This window comes from Streptomyces sp. NPDC001493, from assembly GCF_053597235.1.
In genome coordinates this window covers 33,984-52,814 of sequence record NZ_JBSFHV010000026.1, presented here as the reverse complement: position 1 = coordinate 52,814, position 18,831 = coordinate 33,984, and the positions used below count along the sequence as shown (strand labels likewise).

The window sequence follows — 18,831 nt, the reverse complement described above, 5'->3', positions numbered from 1 at the left end:
CGGCCCCCGCGAAGGACATCCGGTCGGGCAGAGAACGGCCCCGGCAAGCAGGCGCTTGCCGGGGCCAGGAGCGATATAGGCGAGGGCTATGCGTCGGCGGCCGAGCCGTCCTGGGACCACTTGTCGGCGAAGTGTTCCATCTGGCGGATCACCAGGTCGATCGCTTCCTTGGACTGCTCCGGCGGGTAGCCGTGGCGGGCCAGGAGGCGCCTGATGGTGGCGCGGAGCCTGGCCCGGACCGGTTCGCGGGCGATCCAGTCCTTCTTGAGGTTCTTGCGGACCTGGACCACAAGGTCCCGGGCAATACCGGAGAGGACCTCGTCGCCCATGAGGTCGCGGGCGCTGCCGAGGTCGGCGACCGCGTCGTAGAAGGCGAGTTCGTCGTTCCCCAGCGGCGGGGTGAATTTCTCACCTCGCCGGGCGTCTTCCGCGACCGTCTTGGCCAGTTCCACCAGCTGGGCGATGATCTCGGCGCTGGTGAGCTGCTGGCGCATGTAGCGGGTCATCAGGTCCTGGAGGCGGACCGAGAACGCGGTCTGGCGGACGATGTTGTGCCGGGTCTGCTCGCGCATCTTCTGCTCGACGAGGCGGCGCAGGGCTTCGGCGGCCAGGTGCGGGGTTTCGCTGTTCTGCAGGCGGCCGACGAGGGCGTCGTTGAGGTGGGTGAGGTCGGCCTTGTCCAGTCCGGCCTCGGAGAAGAGGTCGGTGACGCCGCCGGTCTCGACGACGGCGGAGGTGAGCTGGGAGAGGTAGAGGGCGACGTCGCGGGCGACGGGCAGGCCCTGGGCCTCACGGTCCATGGCGTCGAGTTTCGCCATGTACGTACGGACCTCGACGAGGAACTGGATGTCGCGCTTCCAGTACGGCTGGTCGGTGAACCGGGAGGAGATGTCGGCGGAGGAGCCGGCCAGGGCGAAGAAGCGTTCCAGGCGGTAGCCGTGTTCGCGGAAGCGGCGGCTGAGGGTTTGGTTCGGGTCGTCGAGCTGGTCGGGGTTGTTGCCCGGGGTAGCAGGGCTGCGGAGGTACTCGGCCGTGGTGTAGGCCGCCTTGATGAATGCCTTCGGGTCGGGGCGGGAGAGGCGTTCGCGCCAGTTCCAGCCGAGGAGCATCTGATCGAGGATGTCGTACTCGTTGCGGAGTTCGTCCAGGGCGCGGTCGATGTCCTGGCCGAGGGTCCGGTCGGCCTGGTCGTCGGCGGAGTACTCGGCGATGGCCTTCTGGAGGTTCTCGGTGAGGGGGGCATAGCCGACGAGAAGGCCGTCCTCCTTCTTGCGGAAGCGGCGGTTGACGCGGGCGAGGGCCTGCATCAGGCCGGCGCCGCGCAGCGGCCGGTCCAGGTACATGGTGTGGATGGACGGGGCGTCGAAGCCGGTCAGGAGCATGTTGTTGACGATGAGGAGCTGGAGTTCGTCCTCGGGGTCCTTGGCACGGTTGATGACGGCCTTGCGCTGGGAGTCGCGCAGGGCGTGGGCGCGCAGTTCCTTGGAGTCCTTGCGGGAGTCCGAGGAGTAGACGATCTTCATGGCGCCGGTGGTCGGGTCGTCCGTGTGCCAGTCGGGGCGCAGGATCTTCAGGGCGTCGTAGACGCGGACGCAGATCTCGCGGGTGGCGCAGACGAGCATCGCCTTGCCGGGGGCTCCGCCGGGTGCGTCGTCGGCGTCCGCGACGAACGGCAGCATCGCCGCGCGGCGCGCTTCCCAGTGTTCGACCAGGTCCTGGGTCAGGTCGCGTATCCGGGCGGGGGCGCCATACATGGCGTTCATGGTGGCGACGGCCTGCTCAACGCGGGTGCGCTCGGTGTCGTCCAGGCCGTCGGTGATGCGGTCGGCCTCGGTGTCGATAGTGGTGGGGTCGACGTCGTGGTCGAGGACGAGCTGGACGACTCGGCTCTCGTGGTAGACCTTCACGGTCGCGCCGTCGTCGGCGGCCCGCTTGAGGTCATAGGTGTCGATGTAGTCGCCGAAGACCTCGCGGGTGTTGCGGTCGGCCTCGGAGATCGGGGTGCCGGTGAAGGCGAGGAGCGTGGCGTGCGGGAGCGCGTCGCGCAGGTGGCGGGCGTAGCCGTCGAGGTGGTCGTAGTGGCTGCGGTGGGCCTCGTCGACCACGACGACGATGTTGCGTCGCTCGGAGAGGAGGGGGTGGTCGGTCCCGGATTCCTTCTCCTGCTTGGTCTTGCCGAACTTCTGCAGGGTGGTGAAGAGGATGCCGCCGGTGCGCTTGGCGGCGAGTTCCTCGCGGAGTTCGGCGCGGTTGAGGAACTGGTGGGGCTGTTCCGGGAGGACCTCGCTCTCCTTGAACGTGTCGAAGAGCTGGTCGTCGAGGTCGGTGCGGTCGGTGACGACCACCACGGTGGGGTTGTGCAGGGCGGGATCGCGCATGACGAGGTTGGTGGTCAGCACCATCTCCTCGGACTTGCCCGAGCCCTGGGTGTGCCAGACCACGCCCGCCTTGCCGTCGGTCGCGGCGGCACGGCGTACGGCGTCGGCGGCCCGAGTGACCGCGAAGTACTGGTGCGGCTTCGCGATCCGCTTCATGCGCTTGGCCGGCACGAAGTTGATGAAGGACCGGACGAGAGAGAGGAAGCGCGGCTGGGTGAACAGGCCGTGCAGGGCGAGGTCCTGGCCGGTCGGGATGTCGTCGCCGTCCGCGCCCACGATGGCACTGAAGCCGCCCAGGGCGTCCACACGGGCGCCGAACTCGTCGGTGTTCCACGGGGCGAAGTGCTCGTACGGGGTGAAGGGAGTGCCGTACTTCGCAGTTATCCCGTCGGAGAGCAGCACGACCGCGTTGTAGCGGAAGGCGGTCGGGAACTCCTCGACGTAGTGCCGGATCTGGGTGTGCGCGGCGGCAAGAGTGGCGTTCGGGTCGCCCGCCCGCTTGAGCTCGATGACGGCAAGCGGGAGACCGTTGACGTACAGAACGAGATCGAAGCGGCGGTTGCGCTCGCCGTTGATCACGGTCACCTGGCGGACGGCGCGGTACGTGTTCGCGTCCGCGTTCTCCAGGTCGACGATCCGGACGGTCGGTGTGTGCTCGGCGCCGAGTGCGTCGGTGTACGTGACGGAGTGGACGCCATCGGTCAGGTAGCCGTGCGCGGTCCGGTTCTCCTCGTACGTGTCCTGCGAGGTGGGGGTCGCGGCGGTCGCGAGGGCCTCGCGGACAGCGTCCGGAGGGAGGGCGGGGTTGAGCCGCTCGATGGCCTCGCGGAGGTCGGAGTAGAGGATCAGGTCGTCCCAGGAACGGCGATGACCGGAGCCGGGGGCGAGCTCATTGCCCTCGGCCTTGGGCCAGTCGAGCTCCAGGAGCTCTTCGAGGGCGAGGAGCTCCCAGTCGAGTTCGAGGGGGCGGAAGTTGTCGGGGGTGGGGGTGTCGGGGGTGTCGCTGCTGCCGTTGTCGTTCCCGTGCGTGGTCATACGTGGTCCTCGACAATCTTCTCGGCATCCTTGATGCGAAGGCGGCCGGACATGAGTTGGGGGAGGAGGGTGTCGCGGAGAATCGACAAGGAACGGGATTCATGGAGCACTTGACTCACCTGCCGGTCGAGCACCGAGAGCTGACCTTCAACTGCCTCAATCTGACTTTCGTTCGGCCAGCTCACTTCAAGAAGGGAAAGCTGCTTCTTGTTGATTGAACCAAAAACGGTTCCTTCAGCCTCGTAAGGGCGCCATACCGAACCGTCCGAAGAGAGGGCCTGAAGGAGGACATGCGGGTACTGGATTGCTCGAACCGCTGCGACACCTCGACCAATTCCGCATGTCTCCTCGGCTACGTTGATGGTTCCGACTGGCGCCCTCACGCTAACCAGCACATCACCAGCTCCAGCATGCCGACTAGCCTCCGTGCACCACACGCGATGCCCTGGATGCCGCATCCCGAAGTCCCGAACCCCTTGATAGAAGGGGATTCCGTCCCCAGTCTCGTTGTAGGTTTCACCAGGTGGCGACTGCCCCATGACGATGCTGGCAACATCCGACAACCTGTAGTGTTTTTTGGCCTCGCTCGCTTCAAATAGAGCGGAAGCAAGAGCATCAGCCGTGGCCGCGATACGCTCATTGACGGCGATCTTGTCGTCCAGCGCCCCCAGAATCGAAGAAATGGCCTCCTGCTCCCTAACCGCAGGAACCGGAACTGCCATACCACGCACAGTAGGCAAGTTGATTCGTGGGGCTCCAGACCCTTCGCGCATTCCAGAAATGAAGTCCCGGACGAATCTCGAATTGAGCCAATACTTCAAGAACCGAAAGTTCAGGAGGTCCTGGTCCGGCCGGATTAGTACCATCCTCTGCCCCATGCAAATCTCGACATCCTCAGGGATCTCCGCCGCGATGCCGTGGTAACTCCCCTCGCGACTGTACAGCAAATCACCATACGCGGGGATCGCCCGACGCACTCTATCCAGATAGGTAGCACGCGAGACTTGAGCCATTCCGTTAAGCGATAGAGCCCCATCAGGAAAGTCCTGGGTGCGCGCGAGGTATGGACCGTCATCGGTCAGATCCGGAGTTGAATGCGGACAATCATAGATTCCCTCGCAAAGAACATTTAGCGACTTCCAGTCCCAACCAGCTGGAACGCGGGGAAAGTCAAGCGGCACACGTACACCATTCACGGAAATCTCGTCATTCACCGCTGAGAGCTCCCAGCTGCTCGCGTACTTTGCTAGCCAGTTCATCAGACTTGTCGAAGAGTTCGTACAGCTCTTCGGTCAGCCGCGCGATCTTCTCTGCAACCGCCTCGGCATCCTCTTCCTCCGCCTCGGTCGCCCCGACGTACCTCCCGGGCGTCAGCGCGTAACCGTGCTCCTGGACCGTCTTCAGGTTCGCGCTTGCGCAGAACCCCGGCACGTCCTCGTACACCTCCCCCGCGTCCTTCGCGCTCGTTGTCCCGCGCCACGCGTGGAAGGTCCCTGCGATCTTCGCGAGGTCAGCTTCCGTCAGGACTCGCTCGGTGCGGTCGACCATTTCGCCCATCTCGCGGGCGTCGATGAAGAGAATCTCGCCCCGCCGATCCGAAGCAGCAGCCTTCTGCCCCTTCACACCCCCCGGCGACTTGTCCTTCGCCAGGAACCACAGACACGCCGGAATCGCTGTCGTCCGGAACAACTGGGCCGGCAGGGCGACCATGCACGCCACCATGTCCCCGTCCACCAGCGCCTGCCGGATCTCACCCTCGCCGCTCTGCTGACTGCTCATCGAGCCGTTGGCGAGGACGACGCCAGCCGTCCCCCGCTCCCCCAGCTTGCTGATCATGTGCTGGAGCCAGGCGTAGTTGGCGTTGCCCCTAGGCGGGACACCGTACTTCCACCGCGCATCCGACTCGTTGCGCGCCCAGTCCTTGATGTTGAAGGGCGGGTTGGCCATGACGTAGTCGGCCTTGAGGTCCGGGTGCTTGTCGTCGGCGAAGGTGTCGCCCCAGCGGGCGGCGAGGTTGCCGTCGATGCCGTGGATGGCGAGGTTCATCTTGGCCAGGCGCCAGGTGCGTTCGTTGAGCTCCTGGCCGTAGACGGAGATGTCGGCCTTGTGGCCGCGGCCACGGTGGGCCTCGATGAACTTGGCGGCCTGGACGAACATGCCGCCCGAGCCGCAGGCCGGGTCGTACACGCGGCCCTCGTACGGTTCCAGGACCTCCACGAGGAGGCGGACGACGCTGCTCGGGGTGTAGAACTCGCCGCCCCGCTTACCTTCCGCGCGGGCGAAGTTGCCGAGGAAGTACTCGTAGACCTCGCCGAGGACGTCCTGGGCGGGCTTGTCGTCTCTGCCGCCGAAGCGGGCGTCGGTGATGAGGTCGACGAGTTCGGCCAGGCGCTTCTTGTCGACGTTGTCCTTGTTGAAAATCTTGGGGAGGACACCGGTCAGCGACGGGTTGGCCTTCATGATGGCGTCCATCGCCTGGTCGAGGACCTCGCCGACGTTGCCGCTCTTGGCGTTGGCGGAGATCGAAGACCAGCGGGCGCTCTCAGGGACCCAGAAGACGTGGTGCCCGGTGTACTCGTCCTGGTCCTCCAGGAACTCCTCCAGGCGGTCCTCGGCGATGCCTTCCTCCGCGAGCTCCTTGGCGAGCTGTTCGCGGCGCTCCTCGAAGGCGTCGGAGACGTACTTGAGGAAGATCAGGCCAAGGACGAACTCCTTGTACTGGTTGGCGTCCATGGAGCCGCGCAGCTTGTCGGCGGCCTTCCAGAGGATGGCCTGGATCTCCTTGGGCGTGGAGGCGGTGAACAGCTCCGCCTGGTCGGCAGGCTTCTTCTTCCGGGGAGGCATGGGCGCTCGGGTCTCCTTCAAGAGTCGGACGAGGGTCGGACGAGAGGTGGTTCGGTGAGGGTCAGCGTGCCGTCGACGAGGCCGGCGGCGGTCAGGGAAGTCAGGTCGTCGAGGGCCGCCGCGTGCTGTCGCAGCAGGGCCGTGCGGCGGGCGATGTCGGACAGAAGGGCGTCATAACGCTCGGCCTCGTCGTCGGGGAGGTCTGGGATGAGGAGGTCTTCTATACGGCGGGCGGAGCGGACCGCGCCGCTCACCCGCCGGTGTTCGGTGGCCGCCGAGCGCAGGAGCGCCGCCAGGACGCGAGGCCGTACGGGATGTTCGGCGTCGGAACGTGCGCGCAGAACGCGGGCGGGGAAGGCGACCACGGACAGGCCCTCGTCGTCGACGTACGCGCCGAAGCTCGGGGTGGCGGTGACGACGATGTCGCCGGGTTCGGTGAAGTAGGCGTGCTCGTAGGTGGTGTGGAGTACGGCGCGGTCGATGCGGTGGCTGCCGACCGGCGCGCTGCCGGTGATCTCGGCCGGGGTGAGGACCGTGTAGTGGCCCGCGCCGCCGGTGAGGAGGTGTTCGGCGGCGATGCGGTGGCCGGGCAGCCGGCGCAGGCGGCGGTCCTTGAGCAGGCGGGCCACGGTGGTGCGGCGGGCCGGCTGGGCGTCGGGGCGCAGGACGGCGTTGGCGCGGATCGTGGGCGCGTGGTCGAGTGCGCTACGAGTAGCGTCGATCAGCTGCTGGAGGCGGAGTTCGGTCTCGGAGATGCGGGCCGGGCGTTCGACGACGGTGCGGGTGTAGCGGTCGGCGTGCGGGCGGTGCTGTGGGGTGAACGCGGCACCGGGTGCGCCGGTCAGCGCGGTGGCCCGGACGACGGCGGCGTTGCGCGGTTCGTGGCGGCTGTCCGCCCTCCAGCCGGCGTCGCGGAAGATGTCGATGTCCTCGGCCAGCGCGTCCAGGGTCTGCGGGGTGAGGTTGCGTGAGGAGAGGTCGGCGAGGAGGACTTGGCCGGTGCGCTTGTCTTCGGGGGTGCGGTGCAGGATCCAGATCGCGGTGCGGTGGGCCGGGCGGAAGGGGAGTACGCCTTCGGGGAGGCTGATCGCGGCCTTGAGGAGGTGCTGTTCCAGGAAGTCCCGGCGCAGACGGTCCGCTTCCCCGCGTACGGGCAGGGGCCGGACGAGCGCGTCGGCGGGTCCCAGGACGACGGCCGTGCGGTCCTCGGCGAGGAGGTCGGTGAGGTCCTGCAGGCTCTGCAGGACGGCGAGCGGACTGCGGGTCTCGGCCGCCTCGTAAGGGAGGCAGCAGGCGATGACGTGCGGATTTCCCCAGTCTTCCGTGGCCAGTTCCTCGCCGTCGGCAAGGTCCATCTCGAATTCCTGGACGCCCTGTGCCATGAGGCGGCGGCGGGCGAGCCGGGCCAGGTCCGGCATCGGGTCCGCGGAGAGGAAGAAAGGCGAATCCTCGGCATCGGACACGGATTCGCGCAGGGCGACTAGCAGATCGCCGCTCCGGGGATGGAGGACGGCGGCCGTTGCCCCTTCTTCACGTTCGTTCAGTCGCGCGAGGCCGGTCAGGCGAGCCATCGTCCGGCTCACCGGCGGAATCGGTTCCTCGGCGGCGAGGTCGTCGCAGCCCAGGCGGCGGCGTGCGTCCATGACCCGTTCGAGCGCTTCGGCCGGGGTATAGGCGGCCTCGGTGAGCTGGTCGGCGAGCACGGCGAGCAGGGGGCCCTGCCGTTCGGCGTCCGGCAGTTCGCGCAGCTCTCTTCGGAGGAAGGTGTCGTCGAAGTCGGTCTCGGCGGCACGCTCCAGGATCGTCTGCCAGGGCAGGTTGGCGAGCGGTTCGTCGAGGAGCTGGCGCAGGCAGAGCAGTGCGGTCACCGTGTCGACCAGCGTGCGAGCGGGGATCGCGCGCCGCCAGGCAGACAGGGTGTGCAGCACAAGCTCCGCCCGGATCTGGCCGGCGTCGGCATTACCGCGGCCGGTGGACAGAAGCCATTCGGCGACTTCACGGCCGTCGAAGAGTGGGCTGACTCCCTCGTACGCGACGGGTTCGGGGAAATCCGTGTGCCGGCGGGCCCAGGTGGTGACGACGGGACGTTGGACCTGGGCCAACGTCCCGATTTCGGCGTAACTAATCCGCCAGGAGATCTCCTCGGGCAGGATGGGAGCGGTTGCTTCACGTGTGCCAGCCATGCGGTTCCGCTCCCTTCGTGACGACTGCCTCGTGCTCTCGGTCGAGAACGTTTCTCCCAGGGCACCTCACACGCTACAGCCGGTCGAGCTCTCAGCTTCGCCAGCGGTTGATAACCAGGGTTATCAGGTTCTCAAACAATTTCACCGACAATTTTCTGGCACCTTCGTCACCATCGCCCCGGCACCACCCGCCGGGACGCCAGCCCCATACGAGTCCGACCGCACCGGCGCCCTCATCGCCGCACCTCTGCTCCCTTGCCGGGCACTCACCCCTGTCCGCATCGACACCACCCGTCCCGTAAGGCCGCTCGTGTTACCGAACCGCACCGCAACCTCGCCCCAGGAGACCTCTGTGTCCAGCACCGCGTCGAAGCGCACCCTGTACCGCCTGACCCACGTCAAGGCGACCCCTGAGTCGATGCTCGAAGCCCTCGACGTCGGCGCCCTCGACACCCTGGACGCGGTCGTGCTCGACGTCAGCGATCACATGGGAGTTCCCGCCCTCGCGGTGTCCTTCGCCGTAGCGAAGGAGGAAGCCGCCTGGGGCAAGGATGTCCTCCGGCTCGCCGCCGAATCGGACCTGCTGCAGAGCGAGCAGCGCACCGGCGCACTGCTCGTGCTCGCCGTCGACGACGTGGTGTACGCGATCGGCTTCGACCAGGGCTACCGGCTTCTCCCCGCCCAGCTCAAGGACGCGCACTTCGGTCTGTCCTTCGGTATCCGCGCCATCAACCCGCGTCAGGTGCGGGACTTCACCGCCAGCGTCCTCGGCCAAGCGCGCATCGACAGTTCCCTGATCCATGCCGGCGCCTCCGTACCGGCACTCGGACTCCGGGACCACGGGCGGATCATCCGCCACCTCGGCGGCTATCTAGACGAGGTCGACCTCACCGCAGGGAGCGGCACCAGGAACGGGGCCATGACCGCGGAGGGCGGCATCGGTCTCCGTATCAAACTCGGCACCACCCCCGCCACACTGATCAAGGACATCCGCGCCATCGCCGCGATCTGCGAGCATGTCGTTCCCCACCCCGACCTGGCCTTCGTCGAGCACATCACCGCGGTCAAGGACCCTTCCCTCATCGACGCGCTCGACGCGGAACTGGACGCCACGCTCGGCCGTCCCGCAGACGGCCGGATCATCACCGCCGTCCCCTTCTCCCAGAGCACCGACCTGCCCCGGTCCACCGCCTGCACCATCAAGATCGGGTCCTGCCCGCCCCACCTCCGGGACGAGTTCAGTCTCGACTACGTCCTGGAGCGGGCCCGTGTGATCAAGGCAGGCGCCCGCGTCACGGCGCTCCGGCAGGGCACCGTCGAACTGTTTCGTGACACGCTCTCCGCACGGACCGCGCTCGCCCCGCGCACCGCCTCCCTGGAAGCCCTGTCCAAGGAAACCGCCATGAAGTGGATCGAGGCCACTTTCTCCCTCGGCTCCCGCACGTTCTGTCTGCTCGACGGTGAGTGGTACGAGCTCGGGGCGGGCTACCTGCGCAACGTCAACGAGACCGTGGCTCCCTTGTTCCCCGACGCGCCCTCCGTCGATCTCCCCCGCTGGCCGCTCGTCGAGAAGCTCAACAAGAAGGGTATGAGCGTGATGCGTCCCGTAGACGAAGGCGACTACAACAAGCTGGCCGCCCAGGCCCGTCGCGGCTGGGTCTGCCTGGACAAGAAGAATGTCCACAACCCCTTTCGGGCAAGCAACTCCGTCGAGATCTGCGACCTGTTCACCGAGGACGACACTCTTGTCCTCGTGAAGCCCGCGCACTCCTCAAGCCCGCTGAGTCACCTGTTCAGCCAGGCGCGCGTCTCCGTTGAGCTCCTCTTCGAGAACGCGGCCGTACGCGCGGAGTTCGCCCGGTCCGTACACGTCAACAGCGATCCGGCCCGCAGCATCCCCGAGGACTTCACCCCGCGCCGCGTCGTCTTCGCGATCCTTCTGAAGGACGGAGCCAAGCTCACGCCGGACTCCCTCTTCCCGTTCTCCGCCATCACCCTGGCCCAGACCGCGAAGGCCCTCGCCGCTCGCGGCGTGACCGTCGAAGTCATCGGCGTCGAAAGCGAGTCGGCCCAGTCCGCCATGCGCGACGAGGCTGCTTAGCCGCCCGGGACTCTCGCCGTAAACACGCCCTCTATATCTCTCATCCGAACGAGGAGTTCTTTCAACAACCCAGAATTCCCGCAAGGGCAGGGGGCATCGTCTCCGGGGGCAGGGCACCCAGGGAACGGCGGGAGGCTACATGGAACAGGCCCTCAACAAGCGGCAGCAGGCTGTGCTCGACTGGGTGGGCCAGGGGTGTCCCGACGGAGTCTGGCCGGACAGCACGTACAAGACCAGCGGACAGGCCCTGCAGAACCGAGGGCTCATCAAGGTCACCAAACGCCGCGGGCATTGGAGCGCCCACCTCACCGAGAAGGGGCGGCAGCATCTCATCGAACGCGGCATCCGCCCCGTGGAGCAGAGCACCCGACCGCCGGAGCGCCCCGCCCGAAAATCGGCACCGCCGCGCCCCCGAGTCGTGCCGAAGGCCCTTGCGAACTACGCGGACCAGCTACTCGATGAACTGGCCGTTGCGAACGACGGCTGTCTCATCAAGCCCATCGAATCCGGCCCGCACGCGGTGAATTGGGCGTCACGGGTCAACGCCGCCCGCAAGTCCGGCAAGATCCCCCACACGCAGGAAATCCACGGATACCGCACCCACCACGGCTACGAGATCAAGCTGGTCGACATCCCTGCCTGGCGCCTCGCGGAACTCACCCCGCTCCCTGTGCCGGCCAGACTCACCAAACCCCATGCCGTCGTGGCCGTCCTCCAAAAGCAGCCGCAGCCCATGGGCCTGACTAAACCCCTCCAGGGCCGAGCCCTGCGCATCATCCAAACCCTCATCGCCGCCACCACAGCCCAAGGCCACAAGGCATCGCTCGGAACCACAGAGGGCGCGCCCCCGCCCCATCGGCGCCGCAAGGCACCACCGCACTTCTCCATCACCGCCCACGGCGAAAGTGTCGGATTCCTCGTCCTCCAAGAACAGGACCGCAGCGAACACGTCCCCACAGACAAGGAACTCGCCGACGCCAAGAAGCACTCATGGATGCGCATCCCCCGCTTCGACTACACCCCCTCCAGCCGCCTACGCTTCATACTCCGCGGCGGCAGCCCGCACCGTGCAAGCGAATGGGCAGATCTCCCCGACCGGCCTCTGGAAGAACAACTCGCCGAGATCGTGCAGGAGGTCGGACTCCGCGGCGAAGCCGCAGAACGCAAACTCCTTGCAGACCAGCAAGCCAGAGAGGTACAGCAAAAGCGCTGGGAAGCCGCCATGCAGGAAGCCCACGCCGCCTACGCCCACGCCTACTGTGTCAAACAACTCGGAAAACAGGCAGACACCTGGTACCAGGCCAGGCGCCTGACTGAATACGTCGCAGCAGTAGGCGTCCATGCCACAACACTTCCGCCCGGGCAGGAGCGGGCCGAGGTCGAGGCGTGGCTCGCGTTCGCGGACGCGCACCTCCAAAACCTCACCGAATCGGCCTCAGCGCCGAAACTGCCCACGCCGCCGAAACCCAGCGGCGACGACCTCAAGCCCTTCCTCGGTGACTGGAGCCCCTACGGACCCCGCTCCTACTGAGCCGGACCAAGGGAAATCACACCGCCACGAGCCGGACCCGCTCGCCGCACAGCTTGGCCATGTCGTCAATATCGGAAGTCAGCATGACCACGGGGCGGTGCTGTCGCAGCGCGGCCTCGGCGACGGCCGCATCGATCGCGTACTTGTGTCCGTGCAACCCGGCATTCATCAGCAACTTCGAGGCAGCCCTCGCCTCCTCGTCACCGACCGGGACGACCCGCAGCCCGGAAAGCACCCAGTTCAGGCGTGACTTGTTCGTACGGGCGTGGACGGCCTCGATGATGGTGAGCGCACTGATCACGACCTCCATGCCACGCGAGCGCGCCTCAGCGATCAGAGCCACCACCTGTTCTTCGTCGGCGAGCAGCTTCGAGAGTCCCTCGCTGTCGAGGACGAGCGTCCCCTCGTGACTCAGCCTGCGGCGGGCCACTCGGCCTCCTCGGCGAACACCTCGTCGAAGACCTGCCGCGCCCGCTGACGAGCCGGCTCGGAGACCGGCCCCTTGCGGCTCTCGTAGTCCGCCAGGTACTCGTCCAGGACCTGCCCGCGCAGCTCACGCTCGACCGCCTCGGCGATGAACGCGGAGAACTCGCGCTTCCCCACCCGAGCCCGGATCGCCTCCGCGGTCCCCTCCGGCAGCGACAAGCTCACCCGCGTCGCTGGCCCTTCCCCGATGCTGTACGTCGCCTCAGCCATACCCCCGATTGTGTCAAACGAGTAGGAAAAGCGCCACGCCTGCACTATCTTCACAGCTCGGTCAGCGCCCCGCTCACACAAATCCCAGCACGGGCACCCCCATCCCATCCCAGCACGCTCCCAGCACGGTACGGATGACCAGGGATGACGACAGGTGACGAGGGATCAGCTATCCCAGCACCATCCCAGCACGGGAAAGAACAAAGGGCCCGACTCCGAAGAGTCGGACCCCATCTGACCTGCATGTTTGCCAGATCAGCGACGTGGTGTTATGTCACCCGTCACACATTGAAGCGGAACTCCACCACGTCCCCGTCCTGCATGACGTACTCCTTGCCCTCCATGCGGGCCTTGCCCTTCGCGCGGGCTTCGGCGACGGAGCCGGTCTCGACGAGGTCGGCGAAGGAGATGATCTCCGCCTTGATGAAGCCCTTCTGGAAGTCGGTGTGGATCACACCGGCCGCCTCGGGGGCCGTGGCGCCCTTCTTGATCGTCCAGGCGCGGGTCTCCTTGGGGCCTGCCGTGAGGTAGGTCTGGAGGCCCAGGGTGTCGAAGCCGACGCGGCCGAGGGTGGCGAGGCCGGGCTCTTCCTGGCCCATGGACTGGAGGAGCTCCAGGGCTTCCTCGTCGTCCAGCTCGATGAGCTCGGACTCGATCTTGGCGTTGAGGAAGATGGCCTCGGCGGGGGCGACCAGGGCGCGCTGCTCGTTCTTGAAGTCCTCGTCGACCAGCTCGTCCTCGTCGACGTTGAAGACGTAGAGGAACGGCTTGGTGGTGAGGAGGTGCAGCTCGTGGAGGAGGCGGCCCTTCTCGGTGGAAGCCGTGATGCCGGCGGCGAAGAGGGTCTGGCCGGACTCCAGGATCTTCTGGGCCTCCTCGACCGCGGCCAGGACGGCGACCTTCTCCTTCTGGAGGCGGGACTCCTTGGTGAGGCGCGGGACGGCCTTCTCGACGGACTGGAGGTCGGCGAGGATCAGCTCGGTGTTGATCGTCTCGATGTCGTCCTTGGGCGAGACCTTGCCGTCGACGTGGACGACGTTCTCGTCCTTGAAGGCGCGGATGACCTGGCAGATCGCGTCGGACTCACGGATGTTCGCGAGGAACTTGTTGCCCAGGCCCTCGCCCTCGCTCGCGCCGCGCACGATTCCGGCGATGTCCACGAAGTCGACCGTGGCGGGGAGGATCTTCTGCGAGTTGAAGATCCCCGCGAGCGTGTTCAGCCGGGGGTCGGGCACGCCGACGACGCCGACGTTCGGCTCGATGGTGGCGAACGGGTAGTTGGCCGCCAGTACGTCGTTCTTGGTCAGGGCGTTGAACAGGGTCGACTTGCCGACATTCGGCAGACCGACGATTCCGATCGTGAGCGACACGTTGGCGACTTCCTGGAGTGAGGACGGGGCGGAGGGCGGGGCGTACCGGGCGGGCCCGGCAGTGGACCGATTCTCCAGTTTACGGGCGGGGCCGACCGTGCCGTCACGGGTCCGGCGGAGGGCGCCGACGCCAGGGGCACGGCCCGGGCGTACGCCGGGAGAGGGGCCCCGCACCGAACAGGGTCCTCATTCGGCCGTGTGACGTCGAACGCAGCCCCAAGCTCGGCCAAAGCGCGTGTCCAACGCCTGATTCACCCTGTTCCGCGACCTACGTTGTCCAGGTGGAGCAGCACAGGACTCGTCCCCCGCAGCGCAGGAAGCCCCAGGAGCCCTCGGCGGCCCCGGCCCTTCAGGGCGGCGGCGCCCCTCTCGCCGAGAGTTCGGCCGTCTACCGGGTGGTCGGCACGCCCCGCGCCCGGCGGAACGTACCTCCCGTGGTGCTGGCGCTGCGCAGATTCCCGAACCCCCGGCTGACCGGGATCGGCGCGGGACTCTTCGCCGCCGCCACGATGTTCGTGCTGGCCTGCCTGGTGTGGCTGCTGTTCGACGCGTCCACGCTCGTCTACGGGGTGCTGTTCGTACCGGTCAGCGCGCTGACCGCGCTCTGGGTGCGGCCCGCCGACCTGGTGACCGCGCCGATCAGCGTGCCGATCGCGTTCGCCGTCGGTGTACTGCCGGTCGCCGGGGGCGACGGCGGGCTGGGTGGCCGGCTGATGGCGGTCGTGACCGCGCTCGCGGTGCACGCCGGCTGGCTGTACGGGGGCACGCTGGTGGCCGGGGTGATCGCGACCGTACGCAAGGTCCGGCAGATGCGGCAACGGCAGCTGCTGCTCGCCGCCAGGGCGCTCCGGCCTGCCGGATCCGGACATCAGGCCGGACATCAGGCCGGACATCAGGCCGGGGAGCGGAACGCGGGCGCCGACGGGCGGCCGGAGGGCGAGCCCCGCCCGGACGAGCGGCCCCGCCCCGGCCGGCGTCCCCGGCCGGAGAAGGCACCGGAAAGGGCGCTGGAAAAGGCACCGGAAAAGGCGCGTCCCGCCCCGGGGGTGCGCGGTGGCCCCGTCGGGCAGGGCTCGGCCCGACGTACTCCCCAGGCCTGAAGGCTGTCCCGCAACTCCCTCGCACACCGGCCAGGAGCTGCGGGACAGCCTTGAGGGATCCGGAAGCAGGAATCACCAGGTCCGGGGAGCGCGGCGGGCCGGATCCGGAACGTTCGCTACTTCCCCGCCGCGCGGGCCGCCATGGCCGCGCCGACGATGCCGGCGTTGTTCTGCAGCTGGGCCGGGACCATCTCCGCCCGTACGTGCTTGATGAGCGGCAGGAACTTCTCCGCCTTGCGGCTCACTCCGCCGCCGATGATGAAGAGCTCGGGCGAGAACAGCATCTCCACGTGGGCGAGGTACTTCTGTACCCGGTGCGCCCAGTGTTCCCAGTTCAGGTCGTTGTCTTCCTTGGCCTTGGTCGACGCGTGCTTCTCCGCGTCGTGGCCGTTCAGCTCCAGGTGGCCCAGCTCGGTGTTGGGCACGAGCCGGCCGTCGGTGAAGACGGCGGAGCCGATGCCGGTGCCGAAGGTGAGCGTGATGACCGTGCCCTTGCGGCCCTTGCCCGCACCGAAGGTCATCTCGGCGACGCCCGCGGCGTCCGCGTCGTTGAGGATCGTCACGGGACAGCCGAGCCGCTCGGAGAGGAGCGCGCGGGCGTCCAGATCGACCCAGCCCTTGTCGACATTGGCGGCGGTACGGGTGACGCCGTCGGTGACCACACCGGGAAAGGTGATGCCGACCGGTCCGGACCAGTTGAAATGGCCGACGACCTCGGCCACGCAGTCGGCCACGCCGTCGGGTACCGCGGGATGCGGGGTCAGCACCTTGTGGCGCTCCTGCGCCAAGTCCCCACGATCCAGGTCCACGGGAGCGCCCTTGATCCCTGAACCGCCGATGTCCACGCCGAAGATCTCCATGGGCACCACGGTAAGGGCAGCGGGCGTCTCGCACGTCCCGAGCGGACGGGACGTGCGAGAACGCTCCGGCCGACGCGTGTGCCCGCTCCGGCCGGACGCGTGTGCCCGCTCCGGCCGACGCGTGTGCCCGCTCCGGCCGGACGCGTGTGGAGCGCTCCTGCCGGACGCGGGTGGAGCGTTACTGCTGGGCGAGGGCGGCGGCCTCGGCGCGCAGGTCGCGGCGGAGCTCCTTGGGCAGCGAGAAGGTGATCGACTCCTCGGCCGTCTTGACCGTCTCCACGTCCGCGTAGCCCCGCTCGGCGAGGAACTCCAGCACGCCGTCGACGAGGACGTCGGGGACGGAGGCGCCGGAGGTCAGGCCGACCGTGGTGACGCCTTCCAGCCATGCCTCGTCGATCTCGGAGGCGAAGTCCACCAGGTGGGCGGCGGGGGCTCCGGCGTCCAGGGCGACCTCGACCATGCGGATCGAGTTGGAGGAGTTCTTGGAGCCGACGACGATGACCAGCTCGGCGTCCTCGGCCAGCTTCTTCACGGCGACCTGGCGGTTCTGCGTGGCGTAGCAGATGTCGTCGCTCGGCGGGGAGAGCAGGTTCGGGAACTTGTTCTTGAGGGCGTCGACCGTCTCCATCGTCTCGTCCACCGAGAGCGTGGTCTGGGAGAGCCAGACGACCTTCGACTCGTCGCGGACCTGGACGTTGGCGACGTCCTCGGGGCCGTCGACCAGCGTGATGTGGTCGGGGGCCTCTCCGCTGGTGCCGATGACCTCTTCGTGGCCCTCGTGGCCGATCAGGAGGATGTCGTAGTCCTCCTTGGCGAAGCGGACGGCTTCCTTGTGGACCTTGGTGACGAGCGGGCAGGTGGCGTCGATCGTGGCGAGCCGGCGCTCGGCGGCCTCGGCGTGGACGGTCGGGGCCACGCCGTGGGCGGAGAACATCACGATGGAGCCCTCGGGGACCTCCGCGGTGGTCTCCACGAAGATCGCCCCCTTCTTCTCCAGGGTCTGCACGACGTACTTGTTGTGCACGATCTCGTGGCGCACGTAGACCGGGGCCCCGTACTGCTCCAGGGCCTTCTCGACGGCGATCACGGCACGGTCCACGCCCGCGCAGTAGCCACGGGGAGCGGCGAGCAGGACACGGCGGGCAGGGGTTGCAGTCATGCGTCCCATCGTAAGGCCGTACCGAACAGGCGCGGGATCGGCCGGGTCGGGAGACTGGGCCGTGATCACCGGGGTACGAGCCCGCCCGCGCCGGCGGGCCCGCCGCCGGGCCGGACACCATGGAGGGCCGATGCCGGGAACGGATACGGGCAGCAGCGCGCGGAGCGGACTGCGCCGCTCGCTCGGGTTCAGGGACCTGGTGGTCTACGGACTGCTGTTCATCGCCCCGATGGCCCCGGTGGGCGTGTTCGGCACGCTGGACGCGAAGTCGGACGGCGCGGTGGCGCTGGTCTACGTCGTGGCGACGGTCGTGATGGCGTTCACGGCGTTCAGTTACGCGCAGATGGTGCGGGTGGCCCCGAAGGCCGGGTCGGTGTTCACGTACGCCCGCAAGGGGCTCGGCGAGGTGCCCGGGTTCGTCGCGGGGTGGATGGCGATGCTCGACTACCTGCTGATCCCCGCGGTCGCCTACCTCTTCTCCGGGATCGCGATGAACGCGCTGGTCCCGGAGGTGTCGCGGTGGGTGTGGACGGCGATCGCGGTGGTGGTGACGACGGCGCTCAACCTGTGGGGGGTACGGGCCGCGGCGCGGGTCGGCTTCGCGGTACTCGCGCTGGAGATCGCGGTGCTGCTGGTGTTCGTGGTGTCGGCGGTGGTGGTGCTGGTACGGGACGGTGCGCAGCGCGGCTGGCTGACGCCGCTGACCGGTGACTCCGGGTTCTCGACGACGGCGGTGATCGGGGCGGTGTCGGTGGCGGTCCTCTCCTATCTGGGGTTCGACGCCATCGCCTCGTTCGCCGAGGAGGTGACGGGCGGGTCCGCGAAGGTCGCGCGGGCGGTGCTGTTCTGCCTGGTGATGGCGGGGCTGCTGTTCGTGGTGCAGTCCTATCTGGCGGCGCTGCTGGAGCCGGTCTCCTCGGCGGAGCTGGCGGCCGATCCGGCGGCGCAGGGGTCGGCGTTCTACGACGCGGTGGACGCCTCGGTCGGCACCTGGCTGCACGACCTGGTCGCGGCGAGCAAGGCGGTCGGGGCGGCGTTCGCGGCGCTGGCCGGGCAGGCGGCGGCCGGGCGGCTGGTCTTCGCGATGGCGCGGGAGCGGCGGCTGCCGTCGTTCCTTGCGCGGATCGACGCGAAGTCCGGGGTGCCGAGGACCGCGGTGCTCTGTGCGGCGGTCGTGACGCTGGTGGCGGCGGTCTGGGCGGCCCGGCGCGACGACGGGCTCGACCATCTGGTGTCGGTGGTGAACATCGGCGCGCTGACCGCGTTCGTGCTGCTGCACGCGTCGGTGGTCGGCTGGTTCGTGGTCCGCCGGATGGAGGGCGAGCCGAGCTGGTGGCGCCATCTGGTGGTACCGGTACTGGGCGCGGCGGCGCTGGTCGCGGTGATCGTGGAGGCGACGACGAGCGCGCAGGTGGTGGGCGCCTGCTGGTTCGCTGTGGGGCTCGTGGTGGTCGCGGTGCAGGGCGGGCGGCGCCCCGGCGCCGACGAGGAGACCATGGGCCGGAGCGGGGGCACCCGGCCCGGGACCTGAACAGCCCTCGTGCTCGCACGGGAGCGGCCCTCGTACCTGCACG

The 18,831-nt window shown here is 68.1% G+C and carries 12 protein-coding genes and 1 pseudogene; 4 read left to right on the top strand and 9 right to left on the bottom strand.

Annotated features, from left to right (window positions below):
* Nucleotides 1–86: 86 nt before the first annotated feature.
* The 4 genes from ACWCWD_RS29845 to ACWCWD_RS29830 are packed head-to-tail and all read right to left on the bottom strand — an operon-like array spanning nt 87 to nt 8,440.
* On the bottom strand, nt 87–3,413 hold the full coding sequence (locus ACWCWD_RS29845; protein ID WP_450777536.1) for a type I restriction endonuclease subunit R: 3,327 nt from the start codon (nt 3,411–3,413) through the stop codon (nt 87–89).
* Complete coding sequence (locus ACWCWD_RS29840) at nt 3,410–4,627, bottom strand: restriction endonuclease subunit S (protein WP_450777534.1); 1,218 nt, start codon at nt 4,625–4,627, stop codon at nt 3,410–3,412. The genes ACWCWD_RS29845 and ACWCWD_RS29840 overlap by 4 nt, the downstream gene beginning before the upstream one ends.
* A complete protein-coding gene (locus ACWCWD_RS29835; protein ID WP_450777532.1) occupies nt 4,620–6,257 on the bottom strand; it encodes a class I SAM-dependent DNA methyltransferase in 1,638 nt (545 codons plus the stop codon). Before ACWCWD_RS29835 ends, ACWCWD_RS29840 begins: the two co-directional genes overlap by 8 nt.
* Nucleotides 6,258–6,274: 17 nt before the next feature.
* Nucleotides 6,275–8,440: a hypothetical protein gene (locus ACWCWD_RS29830; RefSeq protein WP_450777530.1), complete on the bottom strand. Its 2,166-nt coding sequence runs from the start codon at nt 8,438–8,440 to the stop codon at nt 6,275–6,277.
* A 352-nt stretch (nt 8,441–8,792) separates the two neighbouring features.
* Here ACWCWD_RS29830 and ACWCWD_RS29825 point away from each other — a divergent pair, with 352 nt between their 5' ends.
* Nucleotides 8,793–10,541 carry a DUF6119 family protein gene (locus ACWCWD_RS29825; RefSeq protein WP_450777528.1) on the top strand — a complete coding sequence of 583 codons (1,749 nt, stop codon included), beginning with the start codon at nt 8,793–8,795 and terminating at the stop codon, nt 10,539–10,541.
* 139 nt (nt 10,542–10,680) lie between these two features.
* The gene (locus ACWCWD_RS29820) at nt 10,681–12,072 is read left to right on the top strand and encodes a hypothetical protein (RefSeq protein WP_450777526.1); all 1,392 of its coding nucleotides are present in this window, start codon (nt 10,681–10,683) and stop codon (nt 12,070–12,072) included.
* A 16-nt stretch (nt 12,073–12,088) separates the two neighbouring features.
* On the opposite strand, the gene ACWCWD_RS29815 is transcribed toward ACWCWD_RS29820, so the two are convergent.
* From ACWCWD_RS29815 to ychF, 3 genes are all read right to left on the bottom strand, one after another.
* Nucleotides 12,089–12,502, bottom strand: a complete 414-nt coding sequence (locus ACWCWD_RS29815; RefSeq protein ID WP_037661709.1) for a PIN domain-containing protein — start codon at nt 12,500–12,502, stop codon at nt 12,089–12,091.
* A complete protein-coding gene (locus ACWCWD_RS29810; RefSeq protein ID WP_028438980.1) occupies nt 12,484–12,768 on the bottom strand; it encodes a hypothetical protein in 285 nt (94 codons plus the stop codon). The genes ACWCWD_RS29815 and ACWCWD_RS29810 overlap by 19 nt, the downstream gene beginning before the upstream one ends.
* A 281-nt stretch (nt 12,769–13,049) precedes the next feature.
* Complete coding sequence (gene ychF, locus ACWCWD_RS29805) at nt 13,050–14,138, bottom strand: redox-regulated ATPase YchF (RefSeq protein WP_450777524.1); 1,089 nt, start codon at nt 14,136–14,138, stop codon at nt 13,050–13,052.
* A 281-nt stretch (nt 14,139–14,419) separates the two neighbouring features.
* Between ychF and ACWCWD_RS29800 the strand changes: the two are divergent.
* Nucleotides 14,420–14,960: pseudogene (locus tag ACWCWD_RS29800) on the top strand (DUF6542 domain-containing protein); the annotation flags it as partial.
* A gap of 394 nt (nt 14,961–15,354) precedes the next feature.
* Here ACWCWD_RS29800 and ppgK read toward each other — a convergent pair.
* Together ppgK and ACWCWD_RS29790 are read right to left on the bottom strand one after the other, a co-directional pair.
* On the bottom strand, nt 15,355–16,098 hold the full coding sequence (gene ppgK, locus ACWCWD_RS29795; protein WP_450777522.1) for a polyphosphate--glucose phosphotransferase: 744 nt from the start codon (nt 16,096–16,098) through the stop codon (nt 15,355–15,357).
* Nucleotides 16,099–16,276: 178 nt separating this feature from the next.
* Nucleotides 16,277–17,266, bottom strand: coding sequence for a 4-hydroxy-3-methylbut-2-enyl diphosphate reductase (locus tag ACWCWD_RS29790; RefSeq protein ID WP_450777520.1), 990 nt, complete (start codon nt 17,264–17,266; stop codon nt 16,277–16,279).
* A 121-nt stretch (nt 17,267–17,387) separates the two neighbouring features.
* Here ACWCWD_RS29790 and ACWCWD_RS29785 point away from each other — a divergent pair, with 121 nt between their 5' ends.
* Complete coding sequence (locus ACWCWD_RS29785) at nt 17,388–18,788, top strand: APC family permease (RefSeq protein WP_450777518.1); 1,401 nt, start codon at nt 17,388–17,390, stop codon at nt 18,786–18,788.
* The last annotated feature ends 43 nt before the right edge of the window (nt 18,789–18,831 follow it).